The following is a 22,341-nucleotide window of genomic DNA, read 5'->3' on the forward strand; positions in this document are numbered from 1 at the left end:
AGGACCGATGTCCGATCGTCACATCCCGGCGGAGCTGCCGGACCGCATCCGGCACTACATCGACGGCTCCTTCGTCGATTCGCTCGACGGCGACACCTTCGACGTGCTCGATCCCGTCACCAACGAGACCTACGTGCAGGCCGCGGCGGGCAAGAAGGCAGATGTCGATCGCGCCGTGGCGGCTGCTCGTCGGGCGTTCACCGACGGCCCCTGGCCGCGGATGACGGCCCGCGAGCGCTCGCGGATCCTGCACCGGATCGCCGACATCGTCGAATCGCGCGACGGCCGACTCGCCGAGCTGGAGAGCTTCGATTCCGGACTGCCGATCACGCAGGCCCTGGGTCAGGCGCGGCGCGCGGCCGAGAACTTCCGCTTCTTCGCCGACCTCATCGTCGCCGAGCACGACAACGCCTTCAAGGTGCCGGGCCGGCAGATGAACTACGTCAACCGCAAGCCGATCGGTGTGGCGGGTCTCATCACCCCGTGGAACACCCCGTTCATGCTGGAGTCGTGGAAGCTGGGCCCTGCCCTGGCCACCGGCAACACCGTCGTGCTCAAGCCGGCCGAGTTCACGCCGCTGTCGGCGTCGCTGTGGGCGGGAATCTTCGAAGAGGCCGGTCTCCCCCAGGGCGTGTTCAACCTGGTGAACGGCCTCGGCGAGGATGCCGGCGACGCGCTCGTGAAGCACCCGGACGTCCCGCTCATCTCCTTCACCGGGGAAAGCCGCACGGGACAGATCATCTTCGGCAACGCGGCCCCGTACCTCAAGGGCCTGTCGATGGAGCTCGGCGGCAAGAGCCCCGCCGTGGTGTTCGCCGACGCCGACCTGGAGACCGCCATCGACGCCTGCATCTTCGGCGTGTTCTCGCTGAACGGCGAGCGCTGCACTGCGGGCTCCCGCATCCTGGTCGAGCGCTCCGTCTATGACGAGTTCGTCGAGCGGTACGCCGCCCAGGCGAAGCGCGTGAAGGTGGGAGACCCACAGGATCCTGCTACGGAGGTGGGCGCGCTCGTGCATCCCGAGCACTACGAGAAGGTGATGAGCTACGTCGAGATCGGCAAGGGCGAAGGTCGTCTCGTCGCGGGCGGCGGGCGCCCGGAGGGCTTCCCCACCGGCAACTACGTCGCCCCCACGGTGTTCGCCGACGTCTCCCCCGATGCGCGCATCTTCCAGGAGGAGATCTTCGGACCGGTCGTGGCCATCACACCGTTCGACACCGACGAGGAGGCGCTGGCCCTCGCCAACAACACGAAGTACGGCCTCGCGGCCTACGTCTGGACCAACGATCTGCGTCGGGCCCACAACTTCGCGCAGGCGATCGAAGCGGGCATGGTGTGGCTCAACAGCAACAACGTACGAGACCTCCGCACGCCCTTCGGCGGAGTGAAGGCCTCCGGCCTCGGGCACGAGGGCGGCTACCGCTCGATCGACTTCTACACCGACCAGCAGGCGGTCCACATCACCCTGGGCGAACCGCACAACCCCACTTTCGGCAAGCACTGAGCCGCGACCGGCCCCGCAACGACGCAAGGACCAGACATGACCAATCGTGAAGACATGACCCTCACCTCCTCCGGCTTCTTCGTGAGCCAGGAGGCGCCCATCGTCACGGACAATCCGATCCCCACTCCGGCCGCGACTGCGCCCGATGTGCTGCGGTGCGCCTACATGGAGCTCGTCGTCACCGATCTCGCCGCCTCGCGTGTGTTCTACGTGGACGTTCTCGGGCTGTATGTGACGCAGGAGGACGACGAGAGCATCTACCTCCGATCCACAGAGGAGTTCATCCACCACAATCTGGTGCTGCGCAAGGGGCCGATCGCCGCCGTCGCGGCTTTCTCCTACCGCGTGCGCACCCCCGAGGACCTCGACCGCGCGGTTGCGTTCTATACGGAGCTGGGCTGCGAGGTGCGACGCAACCCCGAGGGCTTCGTCGAGGGCATCGGCGACTCGGTCCGCGTGATCGACCCCCTCGGTTTCCCGTACGAGTTCTTCCACCAGACCGATCACGTCGAGCGGATGTCGTGGCGCTACGACGTGCACATCCCCGGCGAGCTGGTGCGGCTGGATCACTTCAACCAGGTCACCCCCGACGTCCCGCGCGCGGTGAAGTACATGCAGGATCTCGGCTTCCGCGTGACCGAGGACATCCAGGACGAGGAAGGCACGGTGTACGCGGCATGGATGCGCCGCAAGCCCACCGTGCACGACACGGCTATGACCGGCGGCGACGGACCCCGGATGCACCATGTCTGCTTCGCCACGCACGAGAAGCACAACATCCTCGCGATCTGCGACAAGCTCGGCGCACTGCGCCGATCCGACGCCATTGAGCGCGGCCCCGGCCGGCACGGCGTCTCCAACGCGTTCTACCTCTACCTGCGCGATCCGGACGGTCACCGCGTGGAGGTCTACACGCAGGACTACTACACCGGTGATCCGGACAACCCGGTGATCACCTGGGACGTGCACGACAACCAGCGCCGCGACTGGTGGGGCAATCCCGTGGTGCCGAGCTGGTACACCGACGCCTCCCTGGTGCTGGACCTCGACGGCAACCCGCAGCCCGTCGTCGCCCGCACCGACTCCAGCGAGATGGCGGTCACGATCGGTGCCGACGGCTTCTCCTACACGCGACCGACCGACGAGGACGCCATGCCGGAATGGAAGCAGGGCGAGTACAAGCTCGGCCACCAGCTCTGATCCCGGGTCACGAGAGGAGCCGCCCATGCTGACACCTGACACGATCACCCACCTGGCCGACGAGCTCGCGGTCGCTGATCGCGAGCACACGGTGATCCCGCGGATCACCGCACGGTATCCCGAAGCGACCGTCGAGGACTCCTACGCGATTCAGGGCGTGTGGCGCGACCGCCAGATCGCTTCCGGGCGCCGGCTGATCGGGCGCAAGATCGGGCTGACCTCGCGCGCCATGCAACACGCCACCGGCATCACAGAGCCGGACTACGGCGTCATGTTCGATGACACCGTCCATGCCTCGGGAGCGGTGATTCCCGCCGCGCACTTCTCGAACGTGCGCATCGAGGTCGAGCTGGCGTTCGTCCTGAAGGAGGCGCTGTCCGGACCCGATTGCACGCTCGACGCGGTCATCGCCGCGACCGACTATGTCGTCCCTGCCCTCGAGGTGCTGAACTCGCACATCGAGCTGGAGGGCCGCACGATCGTGGATACCATCAGCGACAACGCCGCCTACGGGGCGATGGTCCTCGGCACCGTGCACCGACGCCCGGAAGAGATCGATCTGCGGTGGGTCCCGGGGGTGCTGTTCAAGAACGGGCAGGTCGAGGAGACCGGAGTGGCAGCTGGGGTGCTGGGGCATCCGGCACGCGGCGTCGCCTGGCTCGCCGATAAGCTGCACCAGCACGGAGACCGTCTGGAGGCGGCCGAGATCATCCTCGCGGGCTCCTTCACCCGGCCGGTGTGGGTGGAGGCGGGCGACACCGTTCTCGCCGACTACGGGGATTTCGGGACGATCGAATGCCGCATCGCATGAGGGAGCACGCATGACACTCCAACCCACGTTTCGTGAGGCCCTCGCCGCAGCCGACCGGCCGATGATCGGGCTGTGGTCGGTGGCCGGGTCCCCTCTCGTCACAGAGATCATCGCCGGAGCGCAGCCCGACTGGGTGCTGATCGATATGGAGCATTCGGCCAACTCGCTGGAGTCAGTGCAACTCCAGCTCCAGGTGCTCGCCGGCTACCCGAGCGTGAGCCCGGTCGTCCGCGTGCCGTTCGGCGACGACGTCACCCTCAAGCGCGTGCTCGACCTCGGGGCGCAGAACGTCCTGGTTCCGATGGTGGGCACCGCCGAGCAGGCCCGGGAACTGGTGGCCGCCGTACGTTACCCGCCTGCCGGGCGGCGCGGAGTCGGCTCAGCCCTGTCGCGTTCGGCGCGGTGGAACCGTGTTGACGACTACCTGCGGAACGCGGACGAGCACGTTTCGCTGTTCGTGCAGATCGAGTCGGCCGATGCCGTGGCGCAGGCGGCGGAGATCGCCGCCGTGGACGGTGTCGCAGGCGTGTTCGTGGGACCCGCTGATCTGGCGGCGTCGCTCGGCGTGATCGGTGAGCAGACCCACCCGGAGGTGGTCGCGGCCGTCCACCGTGTGTTCGACGCGGTCATCGCGGCAGGAAAGCCCGTCGGCGTCAACGCGTTCGCGCCGGACGCCGCCGATGCCTACCTCGCTGCGGGGGCCTCCTTCATCGCGGTGGCCGCCGATGTCTCGCTCCTCGCCCGAGCCTCCGAATCAGCGCTCGCCCGCTTCCGTCCCTGATCCGGCCGTGAGGCCTCGTCTGGGAGCGAGGATGTCTGGGAGCGAGGATCCGAAACGCGGCGATTCTCGTTCACAGACCGCAGACCGCAGCATCACGTCCCGGACAACGAAGAAGGCGGGGTGGTGGCCCCTCGCCATCCACCCCGCCTCTTCTTCTCCACGTCCCGCGCCCTCCGGAAGCACCCCCCAGTGCTCCACACGCGAGGCGAGGATCGGTGGGACCTCATCGGGTCCGGTCCCACCGAGTGGCGACGAATCGCCATCCCCTCTCGCACCGACTGCTGCAACTCCCCCCGGATGTCGCATACGGTGTCTCACCCATAGAGACGGGAACACCGGCGATCTATGACGCAGAACTCAGAATTTTTTTGGAGATTTTTCCCCGGCTGGCGAAAAGTCGCTCTGGCCTGGCTCTTTTGTGGAGCGTGTCGGCACGCTCGTCCGACCGAGTCGCTGCCGCGCCGTCTGCATCCCCGCCCCGATCGGGACATGTCGGGTCGCTCGCGCGAGACCGAACACCGGCATGTCCACGTACACCGCCTCCTGATCGGTGACGGGCACCTGATAGGTCTCATGCCAGACGCCGATGTCCCCACTGCCCTGGAGCCGACGCATGTAATCCCGCCAGGGCTGCAGGTGCGGAGCGTCACGATCCGCGGCGAACCGCTGCAGATGTTCGGGACTCTGCCAGTAGGACAGCAGCAGCGTCGTCCGGCCGAACCATGAATGACAGCCGAGCATGCCGGCCTCCGGATGACCGGCGAGGTGCGCCAGCATGCGAGGCATCTCCCGCGCGACGGAGGCGACCCGGCCGAGTTTCCACCAGCGGTTCGCGCGCATCCCGATGAGGAAGACCGTGATGCTCTGCTGTTCGGGCCGGGCGGTGAACCTGCCGGGATGTACCTCAGTCATGTCGATCCCCATTTCATAACACTGTTACGGAACAACGTTACGATACGGTAGACACCATGGCAAGACCCCCGGTGTATGACGATGCGCTGCGCACACGCGTGCTCACGGAAACCGCCGAGGCTATCGACGCACACGGAGTGGACGGGTTCTCGCTGCGCGCCGTGACCTCCGCAGCTCACACGTCGACGAGTGCGGTCTACGCACTGTTCGGCAGTCGCGACGGACTCGTCGCGGCGGTCATCGACGACGCGTTCGCGTCGTTCGGCGCCGCACAGCACGCGGCGGAGACCGAAGGGCTCGCCGCGCTGGGGTGGGCGTATCGGGCCTGGGCACTGGCCAATCCCGTGCGCTATCGACTGATGTTCGGAGGCGCACTGCTCGCCTGCGCACCCGAAGACGTTCCGTCATCCGACGGGGCCATCCTCCCGCTGATGCGCACGGTGACAGCTCTCCTGCCCCGCGCGAGCGAGACTGTCGTGCGTACCCGCGTGCTCGCCATTTGGGCCCAGGTACACGGGGCCGTGAGTCTGCAGCTCGCCGGCGTGATGCCCGACGGAACCGACTGGCACGCGGTCTTCGAATCCGTGGTTGCCACTATCGCACGCGACCTCGCTCGCCCGGCATCCTGAGGCGGCCCACGGCGTCGAAACCACCGGACGAGCGGTGCCGCGGCGTCCGCCCGGCGTGAGCGGCGGACACCAGCACCACCGCGGAGGACGTGAGCGCCACCCCGGGAAAGCGAGCGCCACCCCGGAACATCAGCGCTACCCCGGAACGCCACCGCCACCCCGCCAACATCAGCGCCACCCCGGAACACCAGCGCCACCCCGCGAACATCAGCGTCACCCTGGAGACTCAGCGGCGCCCCTGGGAAGATCAGCGCCACCCTGGCATCCCAGCGCCACCCCGCCAACGTGAGCACCGCTCCGGAGCACCAGCACCACCGCGCCAACATGAGCACCGCTCCGGAGCACCAGCACCACCCCGCCAACATCAGCACCGCTCCGGAACACCAGCACCACCCCGCCAACATCAGCACCGCTCCGGAACACCAGCACCACCCCGCCAACATCAGCACCACGCGGGAGCACCAGCACCACCCCGCCAACATGAGCACCGCTCCGGAGCACCAGCACCACCCGGGAGCACCAGCACCACCCGCGAACATCAGCGCCGCGCTGGAGACTCGACGGCGGCGCCGGGAACATCAGCGGCACCCCGAGAACATCGGCGTCACCCCGAGAACATCGGAGGAACCTGGGGAGCGTCGGCGGGGCACGCCGGCACAGCGCCTCCGCCGTCCCCCGTCCCGCCACGCCACCGAGGGCCGCGGGACGAGACGAGGGACGTCACTCAGGCCTTCGCGACCTCCACCTCGATGACCGCCCACGACAGCGCAGGAAGCGTGGTGGTGAGAGTCGCACCGTCAACGGCGGCGGAGAGCGGTCGCAGGCCCACCCGGTCCTGGGCATCCACGATGTTGGAGGTGAAACGATCGCCGCCCTCGGGAACGGTGAGCACCTCGGCGCGGGTGACGCGAGACCCCGTAAAGCCCCGCAGCGAGACCGACACGTCGGCGTCCTCGTCCAGACCGCGGTTGGCGAGGAAGATGGCGACGCGCCCGGTCTCCTCATCCCAGGTGGCGCTGGCGTCGACGAGGTCGGCGTCGCCGAAGCGTGCCGTGCCGTACTTGTCACTGGACACCGCCAGACGAAGAATCTCGCCGCGCGCGAGCTCGGACATGCGCGCGAAGGGCCAGAAGATCGACTGGCGCCACGCCGGCCCGCCCGCCTCACTGCGAATCGGCGCGATCACATTGGCCAGCTGCGCCTGGTTCGCAATCGATACGCGGTCACCATGGCGAAGCAGGGAGTTCAGGAGCGTGCCGACGACGACGGCGTCTGTCACGTTGTACTCGTCCTCGATGATGCGGGGGTGCTCCGTCCAGGTACCCGCAGCCTCAATCTCGGCCGGGGAATCGACTCCCGGGCGGCTCTGGTACCAGACATTCCACTCGTCGAACGAGAGATTGATGAACTTCTTGTGCTTGCCCGCGGCCCGCACGGCATCCGCCGTGGAGACCACCGACTCGATGAAGTAGTCCATGTCGACGGCGGAGGCCAGGAAGCTGGCGGCGTCTCCCTCCCTCTCCTCGTAGTAGGCGTGCAGTGAGACATAGTCGGCCACGTCGTAGGTGTGACCGAGCACGATCCGCTCCCACTCGCCGAAGGTCGGCATCCCGCTGGACGAGCTTCCGCACGCGACCAGTTCGATCGACGGGTCCACCAGGCGCATGGCCTTGCCCGCCTCCTGAGCGAGCCGGCCGTACTCGTCGGCCGTCTTGTGACCGATCTGCCACGGGCCGTCCATCTCGTTGCCGAGACACCAGAGCTTGATGCCGAACGGGTCCGCAGCTCCGTTGCGGCGACGAAGGTCGCTCAGGGCCGTGCCCCCGGGGTGGTTGGCGTACTCCACCAGTTCGCGCGCGGCCTCGACGCCGCGCGTGCCGAGGTTGATCGCCTCCATGATCTCGACGTCGGCCTTGCGCGCCCAGCTGGCGAACTCGTGCAGGCCGAAGGCGTTCGTCTCCACGGTGTGCCAGGCGCCGTCAAGGCGGCGGGGGCGTTCGGCAACGGGTCCGACGCCGTCTTCCCACCGGTAGCCGGACACGAAGTTGCCGCCGGGGTAGCGGACCACACTCACCCCCATCTCGCGGGTGAGCTCCAGCACGTCCGTGCGGAATCCCTCCTCGTCCGCGGTGGCATGGCCGGGCTCGTAGATTCCGGTGTAGACACACCGGCCCATGTGCTCGACGAATGATCCGAAGATCCTTCGGGGCACCGGGCCGACGGTGAAGTCGCGGTCGACGGTGATGGTCGCGCGGGACATGTGACTCCTCGTTGTCGCTGTCTGTTGTCGATGAGCGGACCTGCCCGCCCTGCGGCGACACTGCCCGTTAGCGGATCACATTACATCGTTGGAACAGAACTGTCGACCCTGCACTCGACACCGCCGAAAACGGACCTCGTGACCGGTCCCTTCCGCATGAGATTGAGAAATCGCCATTGCCAGGCGAACCATCCCGCGCTACCGTTACCACGTTGAAATGAGTGCGACTCGGCTCAACCCGAGAATCCGTTCTCGGATCTCGTCGACAAGGAGGTCACGTACGAATGCCTGATACCTCACTCCGGCTCACACGCCGGGGGTTCCTCGCTGCAGCACTGGGCGCTGCAGCCGTTCCCCTGCTCGCGGGGTGCTCCTCACCGGTCTCCGCAGGCCTGTTCGGAAGCAGTCTGAAACCTGAGACCCTCGTGTTCTGGAACCTGTTCGGCGGCGGTGACGGCGTGCGCCTGCAGGAGATGCTGGACGTCTACCGCACGCAGAACGGTCCGGATTCGCTCCAGGCCACCACCTTCGCGTGGGGCAACCCCTACTACACGAAGGTCACCCTGGCGACGGTCGGCAACAAACCGCCGGACGTGGCGGTGTCCCATCTCACCCGGGCGAAGCCGCTATGGCAGGGCGGCTTGCTGGACCCGATCAGCGAGGAGGATCTCGCCAGCGTCGGTCTCTCGTCCGCCGACTTCTCGGAGCGGCCGTGGAATGCGCAGATCACCGACGGACAGAACATCGCCATCCCGATCGACACGCACCCGCTCGTGATGTTCTTCAACGAGGCGGTCTGCGAGAAAGCGGGTCTCATCTCCGGCGGCAAGCTGCACAAACTCGACGGCATCGACACCTTCGAGCAGGCCCTCGCCGCGATCCACGACGTGACCGGCGGCGAGGCGATCACCATCGCCAACGTCGGAGGAGAGAGCGCAACACCGTGGCGCGTGTTCTGGACGCTGTACAACCAGCACGAGGGAGCCACCCCGTTCCTCTCCGACAACGGCGCCAGGCTCACGGTCAACGAGGAGGTCTTCCTGTCGGTGATGGACCGCATCCAGGCCTGGGTCAAGAACGGGTGGACCAACAAGGGCCTCGATTACGCCACCGCGCAGTCCTACATGTTCACCGAGAAAGCGGGTCTGTACCTGCAGGGTGAGTGGGAGATCTCCACGGCCCAATCGGTGAAGGGCCTGAAGTTCGGCATGGTGCCGGTTCCGACGCTGTTCGACAAGCCCGCATCCCAGGCCGACTCGCACGCGCTGATCCTGCCGCGCAAGGAGCGCACCCCCGAGCAGCGGCTGCAGGCGATGCGGTTCATCAAGTCGATGCTCGACCAGTCGATGACCTGGGCACAGGGCGGTCACGTTCCCGCCTATCTCCCGACCGCCACCAGTGCGGAGTTCGCGAACCTCGTCCCGCAATCCGACTATGCCTCCGCCGCGGACTCGGCCGTGTATGACGATCCCGCCTGGTACGGCGGATCGGGATCCACGTTCGAGGGCATCGTCGGCGCGCAGCTGGGCCTGGTCCAGCAACTGTCCATCACGCCGCAGCAGGCGCTGTCGGCCATCAAGGATCAACTCGCCGTGTACCTCAACACGCCGAGCCCGCTCTGACCCGGAGGTACGACGACGTGACCACGGCAACCCTCACCGTCCCGCGTGCCGCGCGCGGCACGCACCGCACAGCCAGCTCCGGCTACGCCGGCGCCACCACCGGCACCGCGCGCAGCGCATGGCTGTTCATCGCCCCGTTCGGCATCTTCTACCTGGCTTTCCTGCTCGGCCCGACGATCTACATGCTCGTCATGAGCTTCTTCAACACCTCGACGGTGCGCACCGGCCTCGGATCGTTCGCCGGTTTCGCGAACTACGCGGAAATGCTCACCCGGGCGGACTTCTGGAGTTCGCTGTGGCACACGCTGCAGTTCACGCTGTACACCACGCCGCCGCTGGTGATCCTCGCCTTCGTGTTCGCGGTGCTCACCAATCGGATGCGCCGCTTCCAGTGGTTCTACCGGCTGGCGTTCTTCCTCCCCTACATCCTCCCCTCTGCCACGATCTCCCTCATCTGGGTGTTCATCTTCACCCCCACCACGGGTCTGTGGGCTTGGGTGGAGTCGCTGTTCGGGATCACGCCAGGATCCGGCGTGCTGTCAGACCCCAACACCGCGATGATCGGCATCGCGATCGCGACCCTGTGGTGGACGATCGGGTTCAACTACGTGCTGTATCTCGCCGGCCTGCAGGAGATCCCACGCGAGCTGTACGAAGCAGCCGCCGTCGACGGTGCGAGCCCGTGGCAGCAGATCCGCTACATCACCATCCCGATGATCAGCAAGACCACCACCCTTGTGGTGCTGCTGCAGATCATCGCGAGCCTCAAGATCTTCGACCAGGTGTACCTGATGACCGGTGGTGGCCCCGGCATCTCGACGCAGGTCACGCTCGGCGTGATCACCAGCACCGCGTTCACCGACAACCGCCTCGGTGCCGCGTCGGCGGCGAGCGTCCTGCTGTTCATCGTCATCGTGATCGTCGCGATCATCCGGCAGCTGTTCGAGCGCGCCGCCGCCCAGAAGGAGAGCTGAGATGACCGACACCATCAACATCACCGTTCCCCGCAAGCGTCGCGACGGAATCTCGGCCGCTGCGCCGGGTTCGCGGGTGCGAAAGCCGGTGAACGGACGCACGTTCAATACGGTCGCCGCCGTCGTGCTCGTGATCTTCTCCGTGATCTGGCTGATCCCGAGCCTGTTTGCGCTGAAGACCGCGCTCACCGACAACGGAACCGCCGCGATCGGGGCCGCCGCGATCCTCAGCGACTGGAATCCGACGCTGTACTCGTTCTCCACGCTGCTCGGCTCGGGCGATATCTGGAACTGGTACCTGTCCAGCGCCATCACCTCCGTCGTCACGTCGGTGCTGACCGTACTGCTGGCCTCGATGGCCGCCTACGCCCTCTCTCGCCTGAGGTTCCGCGGCTCGAACACCGTCATGCTGCTGATCGTGCTCGGGATCATGATCCCCGGCCAGGTGCTCATCGTCCCCATCTTCCAGGAGCTCAACGCGCTCGGCCTGCTGAATACCTACTGGTCCGTGATCTTCCCCCAGGTTCCTGCGGTGATCGCGGTGTTCATCTTCAAGCAGTTCTTCGATTCGATTCCGCGCGAGCTGGAGGAGGCTGCGGTCATCGATGGGGCGGGCACCTGGCGCATCTACTGGTCGCTGATCATGCCGCTGAGCCGTCCGGTGATCGCCGCGGTGACGATCCTCACCTTCGTTGGTGTGTGGAACAACCTGCTGCTGCCCCTGTACGTCCTCTCCAACCCGGATCTGATGACGATCCCCGTGGGCCTCGCCACGGTGCAGGGCAGCTTCGGTCAGCGCTACGCCGACATCCAGGCAGGCGCGATCCTCGCCGCTCTCCCCCTCGTGATCCTGTACCTGATCTTCCAGCGTCAGATCGTGGAGGGCGTGACGGGTTCGGGCCTCAAGGGCTGACCGTTTCATTGCGCGCAATTGGCCCCTATCCGGGTTGGATAGGGGCCAATTGCGCGCAATGAAACGAATCGATGGGGTCAGATCGCGAGAGCGTCAGCCGCCCCTTCCTCTTCCTCCCGCGCACGCTTCTTCGTCGCGGGCCGGCCCATACGGCGTACGAGCCACCACACCAGGACGATCCCGCCCAGGGTGATCCCGGCGTACGCGACGAACCACCAGGGGAAGGCCACCGCCGCCGGCCCCTCACCTCGGGCGAGGTCCTCGGGCGGGGTCGGGAGGATGCGCGCTCCGGTGACGAGGATACGGTGCGTGTTGATGCCGAGCGGCGTGCAGGTGACCAGCGTCACCAGATCCTTCCCCGCTTCCTGCCGCAGGCTCGCGTTGTCCTTCGGATCGACCACCTTTGTGTCGATCACCTGGTAGCTGACCGTGTGCCCGAAGGTGGTGATGGAGAATGTGTCCCCCTTCTTCACCTGGTCCAGATCGGTGAACATCCGGGAATTGGCGAGTCCGCGATGAGCGGTGATCACCGAGTGCGTGTCGATACCGCCAACGGGCAATGACGTGCCCTGCAGGTGTCCGGCTCCCTCGAGCAGCGCCTCGTCGCTGGTGCCGTGATAGATCGGGAGATCCACGCTGATCGACGGGATCTGGATGCGTCCCATCAGTCCGTGTCCGGCATCCAGCAGCTTCCAGTAGTTCAGCTCGTCACCGTCGAGGCTGCCGGATCCGGTGGGGACGTTGGTGTTCGCCGCGAGGATGGCACCCGAGGAGAGCTTCGAGTTGTACTCCTCGGCGATCGCAATCTGGTCCTCCGGCGGCGGTGATGCCGCCACCACCTGCTGCCCGTAGCTCTCGAGAGCGAGCGACTGGTTGTATGAACTGACCCAGGCGGCCGCTGTCGGGTACATCACCAGTGTCAGCCCGGCCCAGGCCAGCACGGCGGCCACGATCACGGACACCCGCGATCCCCGGGTGCCCGCCTGGGCTCGACGCTGTTTCTGTCGTGTGGTCATCGGTCCTTCTCCCCTGGACGACGCGGCGTGTTCAGATCGCAGAAGTGGGGGGGGGGGCGGGGCGCCCCCCCCCTTCTGCGATCAAGACCGGTCTGTCAGGACTGGTCGGCCGTCTCGTCGTGACGACGGCGGCGAGCGATCACGATCACGCCGGCAGCGACGACGATCAGGGCGATGCCGCCGATGGTCAGGATCAGCTGGCCGTCGGAACCGGTCAGCGGCAGGCTCGGAACGCCCTGCTGCTTGTTCGTGATGGTCACGATCGGGTTGGCGGCGCCGACCGCGCCCGGCTGCACGACGATCTCGGTGAGAGCGGCGTCACCGGTGGGCAGGATGAAGCCCGCGGGGGCCTTGATCTCCTGGATCACGTAGCAGCGCGCCTGGTAGTCGTGACCGGCGACGGTCGTGTTCGTAACGGTACCGTCAGCGGCGATCTCGAGCTCGGTGTCACCAACCCAGAGACCCGGGATCGTGACCACACCACCGGCACCGGCGGTGACGACGTACGGGTCGGTGGTTCCGGGCTGGGTGACCTGCTTCAGGTTCGCGAAGTCAGCCTTGCAGCCGGCGACGTCCATCGTGCTCATCCACACGGTGAACTCCGCACCCGACAGACCCTGGCCGGTGTTGTCGGCGTTGACCTTCTTCAGCTCGAGCGCACCCCAGCGCGTCTGCACGACGTTGGTCGGGTTGCTTCCCGGAGGAGTTCCCGGGGGAACCGTGCCGATCTGCAGGTCGTTCAGGTTCACGAAGGCCTGGTTGTCGATCGTACCGATCGCGTTGGCGGCGGCGGTGAAGCCGACGACCACGTTCTGACCCGGCTGCAGCTTCGCCAGGCCCGGAGCCAGGAACGTCACGGTGAGCGTCTGGCCGCTCCAGCCGAAGGTGTAGTCCGTGCCCTGCACGAACGTCGCCCCGCCGAACACCTTGACGGTGACCTTGGACGGGTCGGTGTCCGGTGTGAGCTTGGTGTCCAGCGTGTCCGTGAGGATGAACTTGTCGTACGTCTCGCCGGCGGCGAGCGCCGGGATCTTCGTGGTGATCTCGTAGTCGATCGGAGCGCCCAGCGCCGCGCCGTTGTCATCCTGGTGGACGATGTTCTTGCGCGGGCCCTCGGCAACCGTGTTCTTCGGGTAGACGTTCACGTCGTACACCCACTCGCCGTCCAGGTTCTGCAGGTCGTGCGGCGTCGGCAGCGCGACGACGAACGGAGCGGCCGGAGCCACAACCTTGCTCGGTGCCGAGATCTCACGCACGAAGTACGGGCCCAGCGGCAGATCCGGGGTCGTCGACAGACCGTTGCTGTCCGTCGCGGGAGCCGGAGCACAGTCCACGAGGTTGTAGGAGCCGAGGGTGGTGACGCTCGTCGAGGCAGCAGCCGCGAGCTGTGCCGGCGTGATCGCCTTGAGAGCGTCCCAACCGGTGTTCGTGCCGTCGAACAGGTCGATGCCATCGATGGTGCAGTACTCGAACACGACGCCGGCGATACCGGGCGTGTTCGGCGCCGTACCCGTGCCGTCGGGCGTGCCCGCACCGTTGCCCGGGTTCTCGTGCTTGTGGATGATGATCGAGCCCGTCTGGGACTGATCGATGTCGGCAGCGAACGCGGATGTCGCCATGCCGGTGCCGGCCAGCGCGAGCACAGAGCCCAACGCAACTCCCCGCAGCAAACGCTGCTTGCGTGAGATTGTCATGTGGATAGTTCCTTCTGTTCTAGTCGGGATTTCGACGGGAATGGTTATCGGGTGTGTTGCGTGGGGTTTGTGGGAATCCATAGGCGAACTCATTCGCTCACGGATGACGCGCGGCGGCGCCAGATGAAGAGGAACACTCCGGCGGCGAGCACCATCAGAACGCCACCACCGGCGAGGAAGTAGTCACTTCCCCATCCACCGGTCAGCGGAATCGCGGGCACGCCCTGCTGCTGGTTCACCACGTCCGGCAGAGTCGTCACAGCCGTGTCGCTCAGGACCGTCACCGCGATCGGATCGGTCAGCAGCACGAAGCCGACAGGCGCCTTCGTCTCCACCAGGGAGTAAGTTCCCGGCTTCAGCTTGCCGACCAGGAATGCTCCGGCCGCAGGATCGGTATCAGCACCGGTGCAGTCCGCAGCCGCCGCAGCGACACAGTCGACGACGACGACTGCAGGACCGGTCGCAGCCCCGGCTGCATCCACAGGCGTGAGAGTCCACTCCGAACCCTTCAGGGCGTTGCCCTCCGGGTCCACCTTGTGCCACGCCAGCTTCACCGAGACCGGGTTGACCACGGTCTTGTCGAAGTAGCGGTTGCGCAGCTCGCCGAACGCGTCCGGCTTCACCGTGACCGAGTAGGAGACCTTGGCCTCTTCCCCGGGCTGCAGCACACCGGTCCACGTCAGCAGCTTGGTGGCCGCGTCGTACGACGCCGCACCCAGGCCGGCCGGATCAATGGTGATCGACGCGGGATCGATGTCCGCATTGTTCACCACATCGGTCAGATCGTCCGTCACCGAGAATGCGTTGGACGCGACAGCTCCGGTGTTCTTCACCGAGATCGTGTACGTCACCACATCACCCGGGTTCACGAGCTCACCGTTGCCGGGAACCGCGACCTTGTCCCACGTGATGATCGGGTGCTCGGTCGTGATGTTCGGCTCGACGAGCACGTTCGTCAGCGTGCCCGTGGCGCCCTCGTTGATGACGACCGTGTAGGTGATCTTCGCCGTGGTCGCCGGCGAGAGCGGGTGAGCGGTGCTTGCCGTCCACACGATCGTCTTCGCCGTCGCGTCAAACACGATCTCGCCGCACGTCGCGCCCGCAGGGCCCTCACACGTCAGCACGGGAGTCGCACCGGCAGGAGCCAGAGCAGCCTTGTCCAGCACCCCGGCCATGTCGTCCGTGAGCGTGCCCGCCGTGATCGCCCGGGTGTCGCTCGGGTTCACAGCCGTGACCGTGTACGTCACCGAGTCGCCCGGCTTCACAACCGTCCCGGGAACCGGGTCGGACGTCTTGCCGAACGTCGGCGTCACCGGCAGCGGAATGATGTAACCCGCATCGATCGTGTGATCGTTCTGACCCGGTCCACCCACGTGGAGGTTGTACCGACCCGTCGCCGGGTCCGGGTTCGAGTCGATCTCCCGCACGGACCCTGCCTCGTTCATCGTCAGCGAGAGATCGCTCCACGGCTTCGTGCCGGTCACGGTGCCCAGGTTGACCGTCCCCGTCGCCGGCTTCACGAACTCCACCACGTAATCCGTGTCCGTGGTCATCGCGGCCGTCGTCAGCGACGAGAAGTAGTACTCACCACGAGCGTTTGTGACCACTGTGGCGATCACCGAACCGTCCTTGATGAGGTTCACCGTGACACCGGGCAGCGGAACTTCCGTCGGGTCCTGGGTTCCATCGCGATCCTCGTCGAACCACACGCGGTTACCGATCTGGATCGGCGCCTGGTCACAGATCACTTCAAGGTCGGCAAGACCGCCACCCTTGCGGAAGCTGTTGGTTGCCGTGGGCACGTTGAGACCGCGGGAGTTGTCCGTACCGTCGCGGTTGATGAGACCGAGACCGACCTGCCACAGTCCCTGCGGGTCGACGATGTCCGAGGCGATCGTCGTCTCGACGCGCGAGAGCGCCTGGCCGGAGTACAGACCTTCCTGGTGGCTGCCGTTCTGGAAGTCACCCACGTAGTACTCACGGAAGGTCCGCGGCTGGCCGTGCGAGTCGGTCCCCGCGACGTTGTTGTTGGTGCAGATGCTGCCCGCAGCGAGCGGCTCGCCGGCGTAGTTCGGGTCCAGCACGAAGGTGCCGTCCGTCAGCTTGCACCCGCGCACCAGGTCGGCGCCCGACGTGGGCTCCACGTTGTCGGAGACGCCTCCGGTACGAGTGGGGTTCTGCGAGCGGTGGGGTGCCTGGTCGCTGAAGCGGTCACGGAGCCCGATGATCAGATCGCCGTTCGTGTCCTCGATGATGTCGGCGAGGATCGGCTGCGGGTACGAGGTCCAGCCCCAGCACCCGTTCGCGTTCGTGGTCAGCTGGTTGGCCGTGTTCGGGTAGCTGCCGATCCAGGGCCACCAGCGGCCGATGCCGCCCGTGTTCAGCGGCTCGCCGCTGCAACTGCCGTCGGGGAACGCCTGGCCGCGGCCATAGTTGAGCGACTGGTCCAGCACGATGTTGCCGAAGGTTCCCGTTGCGGGGTCGAAGGCGTACACCACGGCGCGCATGTCGTCACGGTTCTGGCTGGTCTGCGCGGAGCAGACGCCGCCGACGTAGCTCGTGAACATTCCGACGCCCTCGCCGAAGGGCCGCCAGTCGGCAGGCTCGGCGCAGGGGTTCGGGATCTGGTAGGACCCCAGGAGCGCGTTGGCACCCGAGGCTGCCATGCCGTCGTAGACGTAGACCTTCTGGTCCTCGAGGTTGGTCACGAACAGGTACTTGTCGTCGTTCGTGATCTCCAGCTCACCGAGCGACTTCTTGGCGACCTGGTCGAAGAAGCCGTAGTCGTGCATCGTGGTCTGGTCGTGGGTGTCCGGACCGACGTTCGGCACGGTCGCCCACAGCGTGGCACCGCCCGTCGCCGGGTCGGTCACGTAGATCGCGCCGGGACCGCCGGGGCCGTAGTTGGAGCTGCGGCGCGCAACCGCGCTGGAGAACACCCGCTTCGTGGTCCCGTTGTAGGCAATGCCGTACAGCGCGCCCGTGGCCCCCTGCTCGGCCACCTTCGCCGGAGCCGTGGTCAGGTTGTAGTTCGTCGAGAAGAGAGAGTGATCGGTGGGGTTGCTCACAAAGCCCGGCGTGCTGTTGGGCAGACACGCCCCAACAATGGTCGCGTTCTGCTGGCAGTAATACGGCGGGTACCAGAACGCAGCGTTCACATACGCTGCTGCCCCGTTACGCACATCGACGAACTCTGTCGAGCTGGAGAGCTTCTTGTTCGCCGCATTCGCGAGGTCTGCCGTCGTGACCGCAGCGGATGCGCCGGTGCCGTTAGCCGCGAAGCTCGGGAAGAACGTCCCCGGATGCGGGTTGGCGACATCCACCCGGTACTGACCCCCGACGAGCGCGGAGGCCGCGGGAGTGAACACCGCGTTTCCATTCGCGTCGGTCTGCACGGTGATCGAGGCACCGTTCATGTCGGTGAGGGTCACGTCCACGCCGATGAGCGGCGGCTCCATCGTCGTCGAGTCGACGAGCCCGTTGGCGTTCACCTCCTGCACCACGTGGACGGTGACGGTGCCATCGCCGGGCGCGGCCGATGCGGTCGGCGCGAACGGCGAGCACAAGCCGGCCAGAACCGCGACGAGTCCGGCGACCACCGCCGTTCGGCGCCCGGCGGACGCTCGTGTTCTCCGCGGTTCGCGTGTATGAGTGATCGTCATGCCACTTCCTTGTTCTGTGCAGCACGAATGCTGCGTTCTCCCATGCGTGCTGCATCTCCCACACACATCCCCATGCGTATGGGAGAGATCCCCAGTGCCCCGCTCCAGGCCCGCTCCAATGTTCGGGAGAGCGGCTGTTGTACGGCGGGGCGTTTCGGTTCATGCTCACATGCCACGCATGTACCGTCCATATATGGCAGGGGAATGACCCCAGCACTGGGGTCATTCCCCTCTGGCCGCTGGAGAACCGCGCCTTGACGCCCTGACGAGCGGGACCGATCGCGGAGTAGTGCAATCGACGACGAGCCTGACCTCAGCTGTGGGGTCAAACACCTCTCGCGGCTCGACGGCACGGGCGACGATTCGTACTCTGTGCCCGCAGGGGTTCCGTCGGGGTTCTCCTGCGGAGGCGATGCGTGCGACACGATTCGGGGGAAGCCGTGACCATGGCGTCGCCGGAGGCACCGCTCTCCCGCTTCCTCCCCTGAGCACGAGCGGCGCCCCGCGAGGTGGCCGGGCGTGGAGAGCAACGGCCACCTCGCGCCTGCTTCGTCGCACGCCGCCCGACGTTGGCGGAACGTCGTCCGGGGCGACGCCCGCCCGGGACGATCACGCTTGACCCCTGTGCGGGGGTCAACTTCGGCGCGCCCTAGCTCAGGACGGCCCGCGTTCCATATCCTGACGTTCGCAGTGGCACTGTCGGAGGTCTGCTGCTCGATGCACACGCATGGCGTTCCGGGGGGACCCTCATCTCATGTGCATCACCCGATGTGCAGTGTCCTCGTTCTACCCCCTTGGGCGAGGGCACTGCGCATCGGTCATCAGTCGCCGTCTGCGCTCTCGAAGGCACCCGCTGCGAGGGCGGCGAGATCATCACGCAGCGCGGTGGCGCGCTCCGCGACGCGAGGCAAGGCGGCACGGGCGATCTCGCGGGCCAGCTCAGGGTCATGCAGCAGCAGTGCCACCCGCGCCCAGGTCCGCATGTGCGCCGGGTGGGGCGCCTCCGTGATCATGGCGCGCGCCCGCGCGTGGAAATCCTCGGGGAACACCGTCAGCGGGCCGAAGAACGCGGCTGCCTGACGCTCCCATTCCGATCCGAGGAAGGCCACCGACTCGGACGCCTCCTCCGCCGTGCGACCGTAGGCGAACTCAGAGTCCTGAGCATTGCGGAATCCCGCGATGACCGAGCCGCGCCATGCGCAGTCGTACTCGCGCAGCGCATCGGGTTCCGGTGCCGACGTGCCGGTCTGCTGATCGAGTGTCAGGAGGTGCACACCGAGGTTCACCTGGAACACCGCGCTTCGAGGCCGATGCTGGATCTCCACGACGTGCACGACTCCCCCGTCGAAACGACGGCGGGCGATGTCGCCCTTCCGCTGGAAGCCGACGGCGGTCAGCATCGGCCAGAACTGTGCCCGCAGGTGGCGGTTGATCGTCGTGCGGTCCATGATCATCCTCTCCGTCTCGGTTCATCGTGCGCAGTTGGTTCCCACCCCGGGTGTTTAGGAGCGAAGCGAGCGCTATGAAAGGGGTGGGGCCGACGGCCGCGACGCGGTGCTGGCACGTTCGACGATCACGTGACCGACGGTGGTCACCGTCTGGGCGGCGGCCCGGTCCGAGATGCGCGCCGCCAGGCGATCCAGCGCGGCGTTCGCGAAGGCGGTCTTGTCGAACGACACGGTGGTCAACGGCGGGGTCGCGAACTCCCCGTCCGCCACGTCGTCGAACCCCGCCACGGACACGTCTTCCGGAACGACGATGTCCCGGCGCCAGAGCTCATTGAGCACGCCGATGGCCAGGGAGTCCGTGAAGCAGAAGATGGCCTCCGGCACCGGGTACTCGTCCAGATACCGATGTATCGCGGCCGCTCCCCCGCGCGGGGTCCAGTCGTCGCAGGAGATCTCGAGGCTGTCGTCCGCGTCGATGCCGCCGTCGGCGAGCGCGCGACGGTACCCGCGCGTGCGCAGCACCGCCGTGGAGGTTCCCGATCCCTGATCCGACCCCACCACGGCGATGCGCCGATGCCCTCGCTGGATGAGCAGCCGGGTCATGTCATACGCCGCCTGGTCCGGATCCACCCGGACCTGATCCAGCGCGGGCTGTTCGACCTCGCCGATCACCACCGCGGGCGGGAGCTCGGACGCGTCGGGCAGATCGAGTTCGTCGGTGACGGTGGGGTTCAGGATGAGACCGTCCACGAGTCGCGCCCGTGCCCGCAACAGGAGCTGGGCCTCACGGTCGGGGCGACCGCCGGTCTCCTCGATCTGCACGCCCCATCCGCGCGCATGAGCGGCTTCGACGAAGTGGTGCGCCATCTCCGCCGAGTACGGGGTGGCGAGGTCCGGCAGCGCCAGGGCGATCACGCCGGATCGCCCGTTGCGCAGCCCTCGCGCGGAGAGGTTGGGGACATAGTCCAGGTCGCGCAGCGCCGCCTCGACGCGCTCCTTCGTCTCGGGGCGCACGTAGACGACACCGTTGATGACGTTGGAGACGGTCTTCGCGGACACACCGGCCCGAGCGGCCACGTCCTTCACGGTTGCGCGCATGCCTGCCCTCCTCCCCGCCGATCAGCCTAGTAGGGTGCTGGGATGGCGACCGCAACGAAGCAGCCAGCCCGCCGCGAGGCATTCGGCTCGAGAAACGTGTTCATCCTGTCGGCGATCGGTTCTGCCGTGGGCCTCGGCAACATCTGGCGATTCCCCTATGTGGCGTATGAGGGTGGTGGTGGCGCCTTCCTCATCCCGTATCTGTGCGCCCTGCTCACCGCAGGCATCCCGCTGCTGTTCTTCGACTACGCCATCGGTCACCGCTTCCGCGGATCCGCTCCGCTCGCGTTCCGGCGCATGCATCGCGCAGCAGAGCCGCTCGGCTGGTGGCAGGTGCTGATCTGCGTGGTCATCGCCACCTACTACGCCGTGATCATCGCGTGGTCGGCGATGTACACCTGGTTCTCCGCCCAGCTGACCTGGGGCAAGGGCAACGAGCAGGACTTCTTCTTCACCGATTTCCTGCGCATGGCGGACGTCCAGGAAGTCGGGGTCTCCGCGGAGTTCGTCCCACAGGTGGGCATCCCGCTGCTCCTGGTCTGGCTCGTCGTGATCGTCATCATGTGCCTCGGCGTGAAGCGCGGCATCGGTGCGGCCAACATGATCCTCATGCCACTGCTCACCCTGATGTTCGTAGTGCTGGTGGTGCAGTCGCTGTTCCTCCCCGGTGCTCTCGATGGGCTCAACGCGTTCTTCACCCCCGATTGGGAGGCTCTCGCGAACCCCGCGGTGTGGGCGTCGGCCTACGGCCACATCTTCTTCTCGCTGTCGGTGGCGTTCGGCATCATGGTGACCTACTCGTCGTACCTGAAGCGGCGTACCGACCTCACCGGCTCGGGCCTCGTGGTGGCCTTCGCCAACTCCTCGTTCGAGATCCTCGCCGGCATCGGCGTGTTCGCCGCGCTGGGGTTCATGGCCGCGGCTCAGGGAACGGATGTGTCGGGCGTCGCGAGCTCCGGCATCGGCCTGGCTTTCATCGCGTTCCCGACGATCGTCTCGAACGCGACGGGCGGCTCCATCATCGGCGTCCTGTTCTTCGGCGCCCTGGTGTTCGCCGGAGTCACCTCGCTCATCTCCATCCTCGAAGTGATCGTCGCAGCGCTGCAGGACAAGCTGGGATGGCGACGCGTATCCACGACCCTCGTGGTGGCGATCCCCCTGGCGGTCATCTCGATGGCCCTGTTCTCCACCACGACGGCGCTGGCGGTGCTGGACACCGCGGACGCGTTCGTCAACGCCTTCGGAATCATGGCGGTGGCGCTGATCGCGGTGATCGTTGTCGCCTGGTTCCTGCACAAGCTCCCGGCGCTGCAGGAGCACCTGAACCGGCGCTCGAGCTTCCGCATCGGAACGATCTGGAAACTCCTCGTCGGCGTGCTCGCGCCGGTCGTGCTCGGCTACCTGCTGGTCAACGAGCTGATCTCGAAGATCTCCGAGCCCTACAGCGGGTATCCGGGGTGGTTCCTCGCGATCTTCGGCTGGGGAATGGCGATCGCTCTGATCGTGGGCGGGGTGATCCTCTCCTTCGTGCCGTGGAGCAGGACATCGCACGCCAAGGACGACCCGGACTACGACGAGTTCCTGGTCGACGAGGCATACGATCCCGACCCGGAGACCGGCAGTATCCAGGTGGCGACGAAGGCGGGTGCGCGATGACGACGACGGCAGTGGTGATGATGATCGTCGCGATGGTCACGGTGTGGGGCGGGCTGATCGCCGGCATCGTGAACCTCGCCCGCCACCCGGAGGAGGAGGGAGCCGAGCCGGTCCCCCCGGTGGAGCTCTAGCGTCCTCGCCGCACCGGCGGAGGACGCCGA

Annotated in this window: 17 protein-coding genes; 10 read left to right on the top strand and 7 right to left on the bottom strand. The window is 66.7% G+C overall.

The features are described 5' to 3' along the window. The first annotated feature begins 7 nt into the window (after window positions 1–7). Genes hpaE through LQ566_RS04600 form a run of 4 tightly spaced genes read left to right on the top strand, consistent with a single transcriptional unit; the run spans window position 8 to window position 4,296 of the window. Window positions 8–1,504 (top strand): 5-carboxymethyl-2-hydroxymuconate semialdehyde dehydrogenase, encoded by a 1,497-nt coding sequence (hpaE, locus tag LQ566_RS04585; RefSeq protein WP_231090406.1) that lies wholly within the window; start codon window positions 8–10, stop codon window positions 1,502–1,504. Between the two features lie 36 nt (window positions 1,505–1,540). Next, complete coding sequence (hpaD, locus tag LQ566_RS04590; protein ID WP_231090408.1) at window positions 1,541–2,704, top strand: 3,4-dihydroxyphenylacetate 2,3-dioxygenase; 1,164 nt, start codon at window positions 1,541–1,543, stop codon at window positions 2,702–2,704. A 25-nt stretch (window positions 2,705–2,729) separates the two neighbouring features. Then, a complete protein-coding gene (locus LQ566_RS04595) occupies window positions 2,730–3,515 on the top strand; it encodes a 2-keto-4-pentenoate hydratase (RefSeq protein WP_231090410.1) in 786 nt (261 codons plus the stop codon). A gap of 10 nt (window positions 3,516–3,525) precedes the next feature. Then, window positions 3,526–4,296, top strand: a complete 771-nt coding sequence (locus LQ566_RS04600; protein WP_231090411.1) for an HpcH/HpaI aldolase family protein — start codon at window positions 3,526–3,528, stop codon at window positions 4,294–4,296. 357 nt (window positions 4,297–4,653) lie between these two features. On the opposite strand, the gene LQ566_RS04605 is transcribed toward LQ566_RS04600, so the two are convergent. Further along, complete coding sequence (locus LQ566_RS04605) at window positions 4,654–5,208, bottom strand: DUF4188 domain-containing protein (RefSeq protein WP_231090412.1); 555 nt, start codon at window positions 5,206–5,208, stop codon at window positions 4,654–4,656. A 56-nt stretch (window positions 5,209–5,264) separates the two neighbouring features. Between LQ566_RS04605 and LQ566_RS04610 the strand changes: the two genes are divergently transcribed. Beyond that, window positions 5,265–5,837, top strand: a complete 573-nt coding sequence (locus tag LQ566_RS04610; RefSeq protein ID WP_231090414.1) for a TetR/AcrR family transcriptional regulator — start codon at window positions 5,265–5,267, stop codon at window positions 5,835–5,837. 724 nt (window positions 5,838–6,561) lie between these two features. Here LQ566_RS04610 and arfA read toward each other — a convergent pair. Beyond that, window positions 6,562–8,097 (bottom strand): arabinosylfuranosidase ArfA, encoded by a 1,536-nt coding sequence (gene arfA / locus LQ566_RS04615; protein WP_231090415.1) that lies wholly within the window; start codon window positions 8,095–8,097, stop codon window positions 6,562–6,564. A 284-nt stretch (window positions 8,098–8,381) separates the two neighbouring features. On the opposite strand from arfA, the gene LQ566_RS04620 reads away from it, so the two are divergent. The 3 genes from LQ566_RS04620 to LQ566_RS04630 are packed head-to-tail and all read left to right on the top strand — an operon-like array spanning window position 8,382 to window position 11,606. Further along, complete coding sequence (locus LQ566_RS04620) at window positions 8,382–9,719, top strand: extracellular solute-binding protein (RefSeq protein ID WP_231090416.1); 1,338 nt, start codon at window positions 8,382–8,384, stop codon at window positions 9,717–9,719. A gap of 17 nt (window positions 9,720–9,736) precedes the next feature. Beyond that, on the top strand, window positions 9,737–10,693 hold the full coding sequence (locus LQ566_RS17615) for a carbohydrate ABC transporter permease (RefSeq protein ID WP_231090417.1): 957 nt from the start codon (window positions 9,737–9,739) through the stop codon (window positions 10,691–10,693). A gap of 1 nt (window position 10,694) precedes the next feature. After that, a complete protein-coding gene (locus tag LQ566_RS04630; protein WP_231090419.1) occupies window positions 10,695–11,606 on the top strand; it encodes a carbohydrate ABC transporter permease in 912 nt (303 codons plus the stop codon). Window positions 11,607–11,683: 77 nt separating this feature from the next. On the opposite strand, the gene LQ566_RS04635 is transcribed toward LQ566_RS04630, so the two are convergent. From LQ566_RS04635 to LQ566_RS04655, 5 genes are all read right to left on the bottom strand, one after another. After that, window positions 11,684–12,622 (bottom strand): class C sortase, encoded by a 939-nt coding sequence (locus tag LQ566_RS04635; RefSeq protein WP_231090420.1) that lies wholly within the window; start codon window positions 12,620–12,622, stop codon window positions 11,684–11,686. 95 nt (window positions 12,623–12,717) lie between these two features. Next, window positions 12,718–14,316, bottom strand: a complete 1,599-nt coding sequence (locus tag LQ566_RS04640) for a SpaH/EbpB family LPXTG-anchored major pilin (protein WP_231090421.1) — start codon at window positions 14,314–14,316, stop codon at window positions 12,718–12,720. Between the two features lie 89 nt (window positions 14,317–14,405). Continuing rightward, entirely contained in the window at window positions 14,406–17,978 is a 3,573-nt protein-coding gene (locus LQ566_RS04645) for a DUF7927 domain-containing protein (protein WP_231090424.1), read from the bottom strand. A gap of 821 nt (window positions 17,979–18,799) precedes the next feature. Beyond that, on the bottom strand, window positions 18,800–19,426 hold the full coding sequence (locus LQ566_RS04650; RefSeq protein WP_231090426.1) for a DUF4304 domain-containing protein: 627 nt from the start codon (window positions 19,424–19,426) through the stop codon (window positions 18,800–18,802). Between the two features lie 72 nt (window positions 19,427–19,498). Beyond that, window positions 19,499–20,524, bottom strand: coding sequence for a LacI family DNA-binding transcriptional regulator (locus LQ566_RS04655; protein ID WP_231090427.1), 1,026 nt, complete (start codon window positions 20,522–20,524; stop codon window positions 19,499–19,501). A 42-nt stretch (window positions 20,525–20,566) separates the two neighbouring features. Between LQ566_RS04655 and LQ566_RS04660 the strand changes: the two genes are divergently transcribed. Both LQ566_RS04660 and LQ566_RS04665 read left to right on the top strand, forming a co-directional pair. Further along, complete coding sequence (locus tag LQ566_RS04660; protein WP_231090428.1) at window positions 20,567–22,180, top strand: sodium-dependent transporter; 1,614 nt, start codon at window positions 20,567–20,569, stop codon at window positions 22,178–22,180. Beyond that, window positions 22,177–22,311 carry a methionine/alanine import family NSS transporter small subunit gene (locus LQ566_RS04665; RefSeq protein WP_231090429.1) on the top strand — a complete coding sequence of 45 codons (135 nt, stop codon included), beginning with the start codon at window positions 22,177–22,179 and terminating at the stop codon, window positions 22,309–22,311. The genes LQ566_RS04660 and LQ566_RS04665 overlap by 4 nt, the downstream gene beginning before the upstream one ends. Window positions 22,312–22,341: the final 30 nt, after the last annotated feature.

The organism is Microbacterium nymphoidis, from assembly GCF_021044885.1.
In the GTDB taxonomy this organism is placed as follows: domain Bacteria; phylum Actinomycetota; class Actinomycetes; order Actinomycetales; family Microbacteriaceae; genus Microbacterium; species Microbacterium nymphoidis.

What these genes read in the sequence shown, in the direction of transcription:
- hpaE (WP_231090406.1), top strand. Translation starts at nt 8, where the DNA reads ATGTCCGATCGTCACATCCCGGCGGAGCTGCCGGACCGCATCCGGCAC.
- hpaD (WP_231090408.1), top strand. Translation starts at nt 1,541, where the DNA reads ATGACCAATCGTGAAGACATGACCCTCACCTCCTCCGGCTTCTTCGTG.
- LQ566_RS04595 (WP_231090410.1), top strand. Translation starts at nt 2,730, where the DNA reads ATGCTGACACCTGACACGATCACCCACCTGGCCGACGAGCTCGCGGTC.
- LQ566_RS04600 (WP_231090411.1), top strand. Translation starts at nt 3,526, where the DNA reads ATGACACTCCAACCCACGTTTCGTGAGGCCCTCGCCGCAGCCGACCGG.
- LQ566_RS04605 (WP_231090412.1), bottom strand. Translation starts at nt 5,208, where the DNA reads ATGACTGAGGTACATCCCGGCAGGTTCACCGCCCGGCCCGAACAGCAG.
- LQ566_RS04610 (WP_231090414.1), top strand. Translation starts at nt 5,265, where the DNA reads ATGGCAAGACCCCCGGTGTATGACGATGCGCTGCGCACACGCGTGCTC.
- arfA (WP_231090415.1), bottom strand. Translation starts at nt 8,097, where the DNA reads ATGTCCCGCGCGACCATCACCGTCGACCGCGACTTCACCGTCGGCCCG.
- LQ566_RS04620 (WP_231090416.1), top strand. Translation starts at nt 8,382, where the DNA reads ATGCCTGATACCTCACTCCGGCTCACACGCCGGGGGTTCCTCGCTGCA.
- LQ566_RS04630 (WP_231090419.1), top strand. Translation starts at nt 10,695, where the DNA reads ATGACCGACACCATCAACATCACCGTTCCCCGCAAGCGTCGCGACGGA.
- LQ566_RS04635 (WP_231090420.1), bottom strand. Translation starts at nt 12,622, where the DNA reads ATGACCACACGACAGAAACAGCGTCGAGCCCAGGCGGGCACCCGGGGA.
- LQ566_RS04640 (WP_231090421.1), bottom strand. Translation starts at nt 14,316, where the DNA reads ATGACAATCTCACGCAAGCAGCGTTTGCTGCGGGGAGTTGCGTTGGGC.
- LQ566_RS04645 (WP_231090424.1), bottom strand. Translation starts at nt 17,978, where the DNA reads ATGACGATCACTCATACACGCGAACCGCGGAGAACACGAGCGTCCGCC.
- LQ566_RS04650 (WP_231090426.1), bottom strand. Translation starts at nt 19,426, where the DNA reads ATGGACCGCACGACGATCAACCGCCACCTGCGGGCACAGTTCTGGCCG.
- LQ566_RS04655 (WP_231090427.1), bottom strand. Translation starts at nt 20,524, where the DNA reads ATGCGCGCAACCGTGAAGGACGTGGCCGCTCGGGCCGGTGTGTCCGCG.
- LQ566_RS04660 (WP_231090428.1), top strand. Translation starts at nt 20,567, where the DNA reads ATGGCGACCGCAACGAAGCAGCCAGCCCGCCGCGAGGCATTCGGCTCG.
- LQ566_RS04665 (WP_231090429.1), top strand. Translation starts at nt 22,177, where the DNA reads ATGACGACGACGGCAGTGGTGATGATGATCGTCGCGATGGTCACGGTG.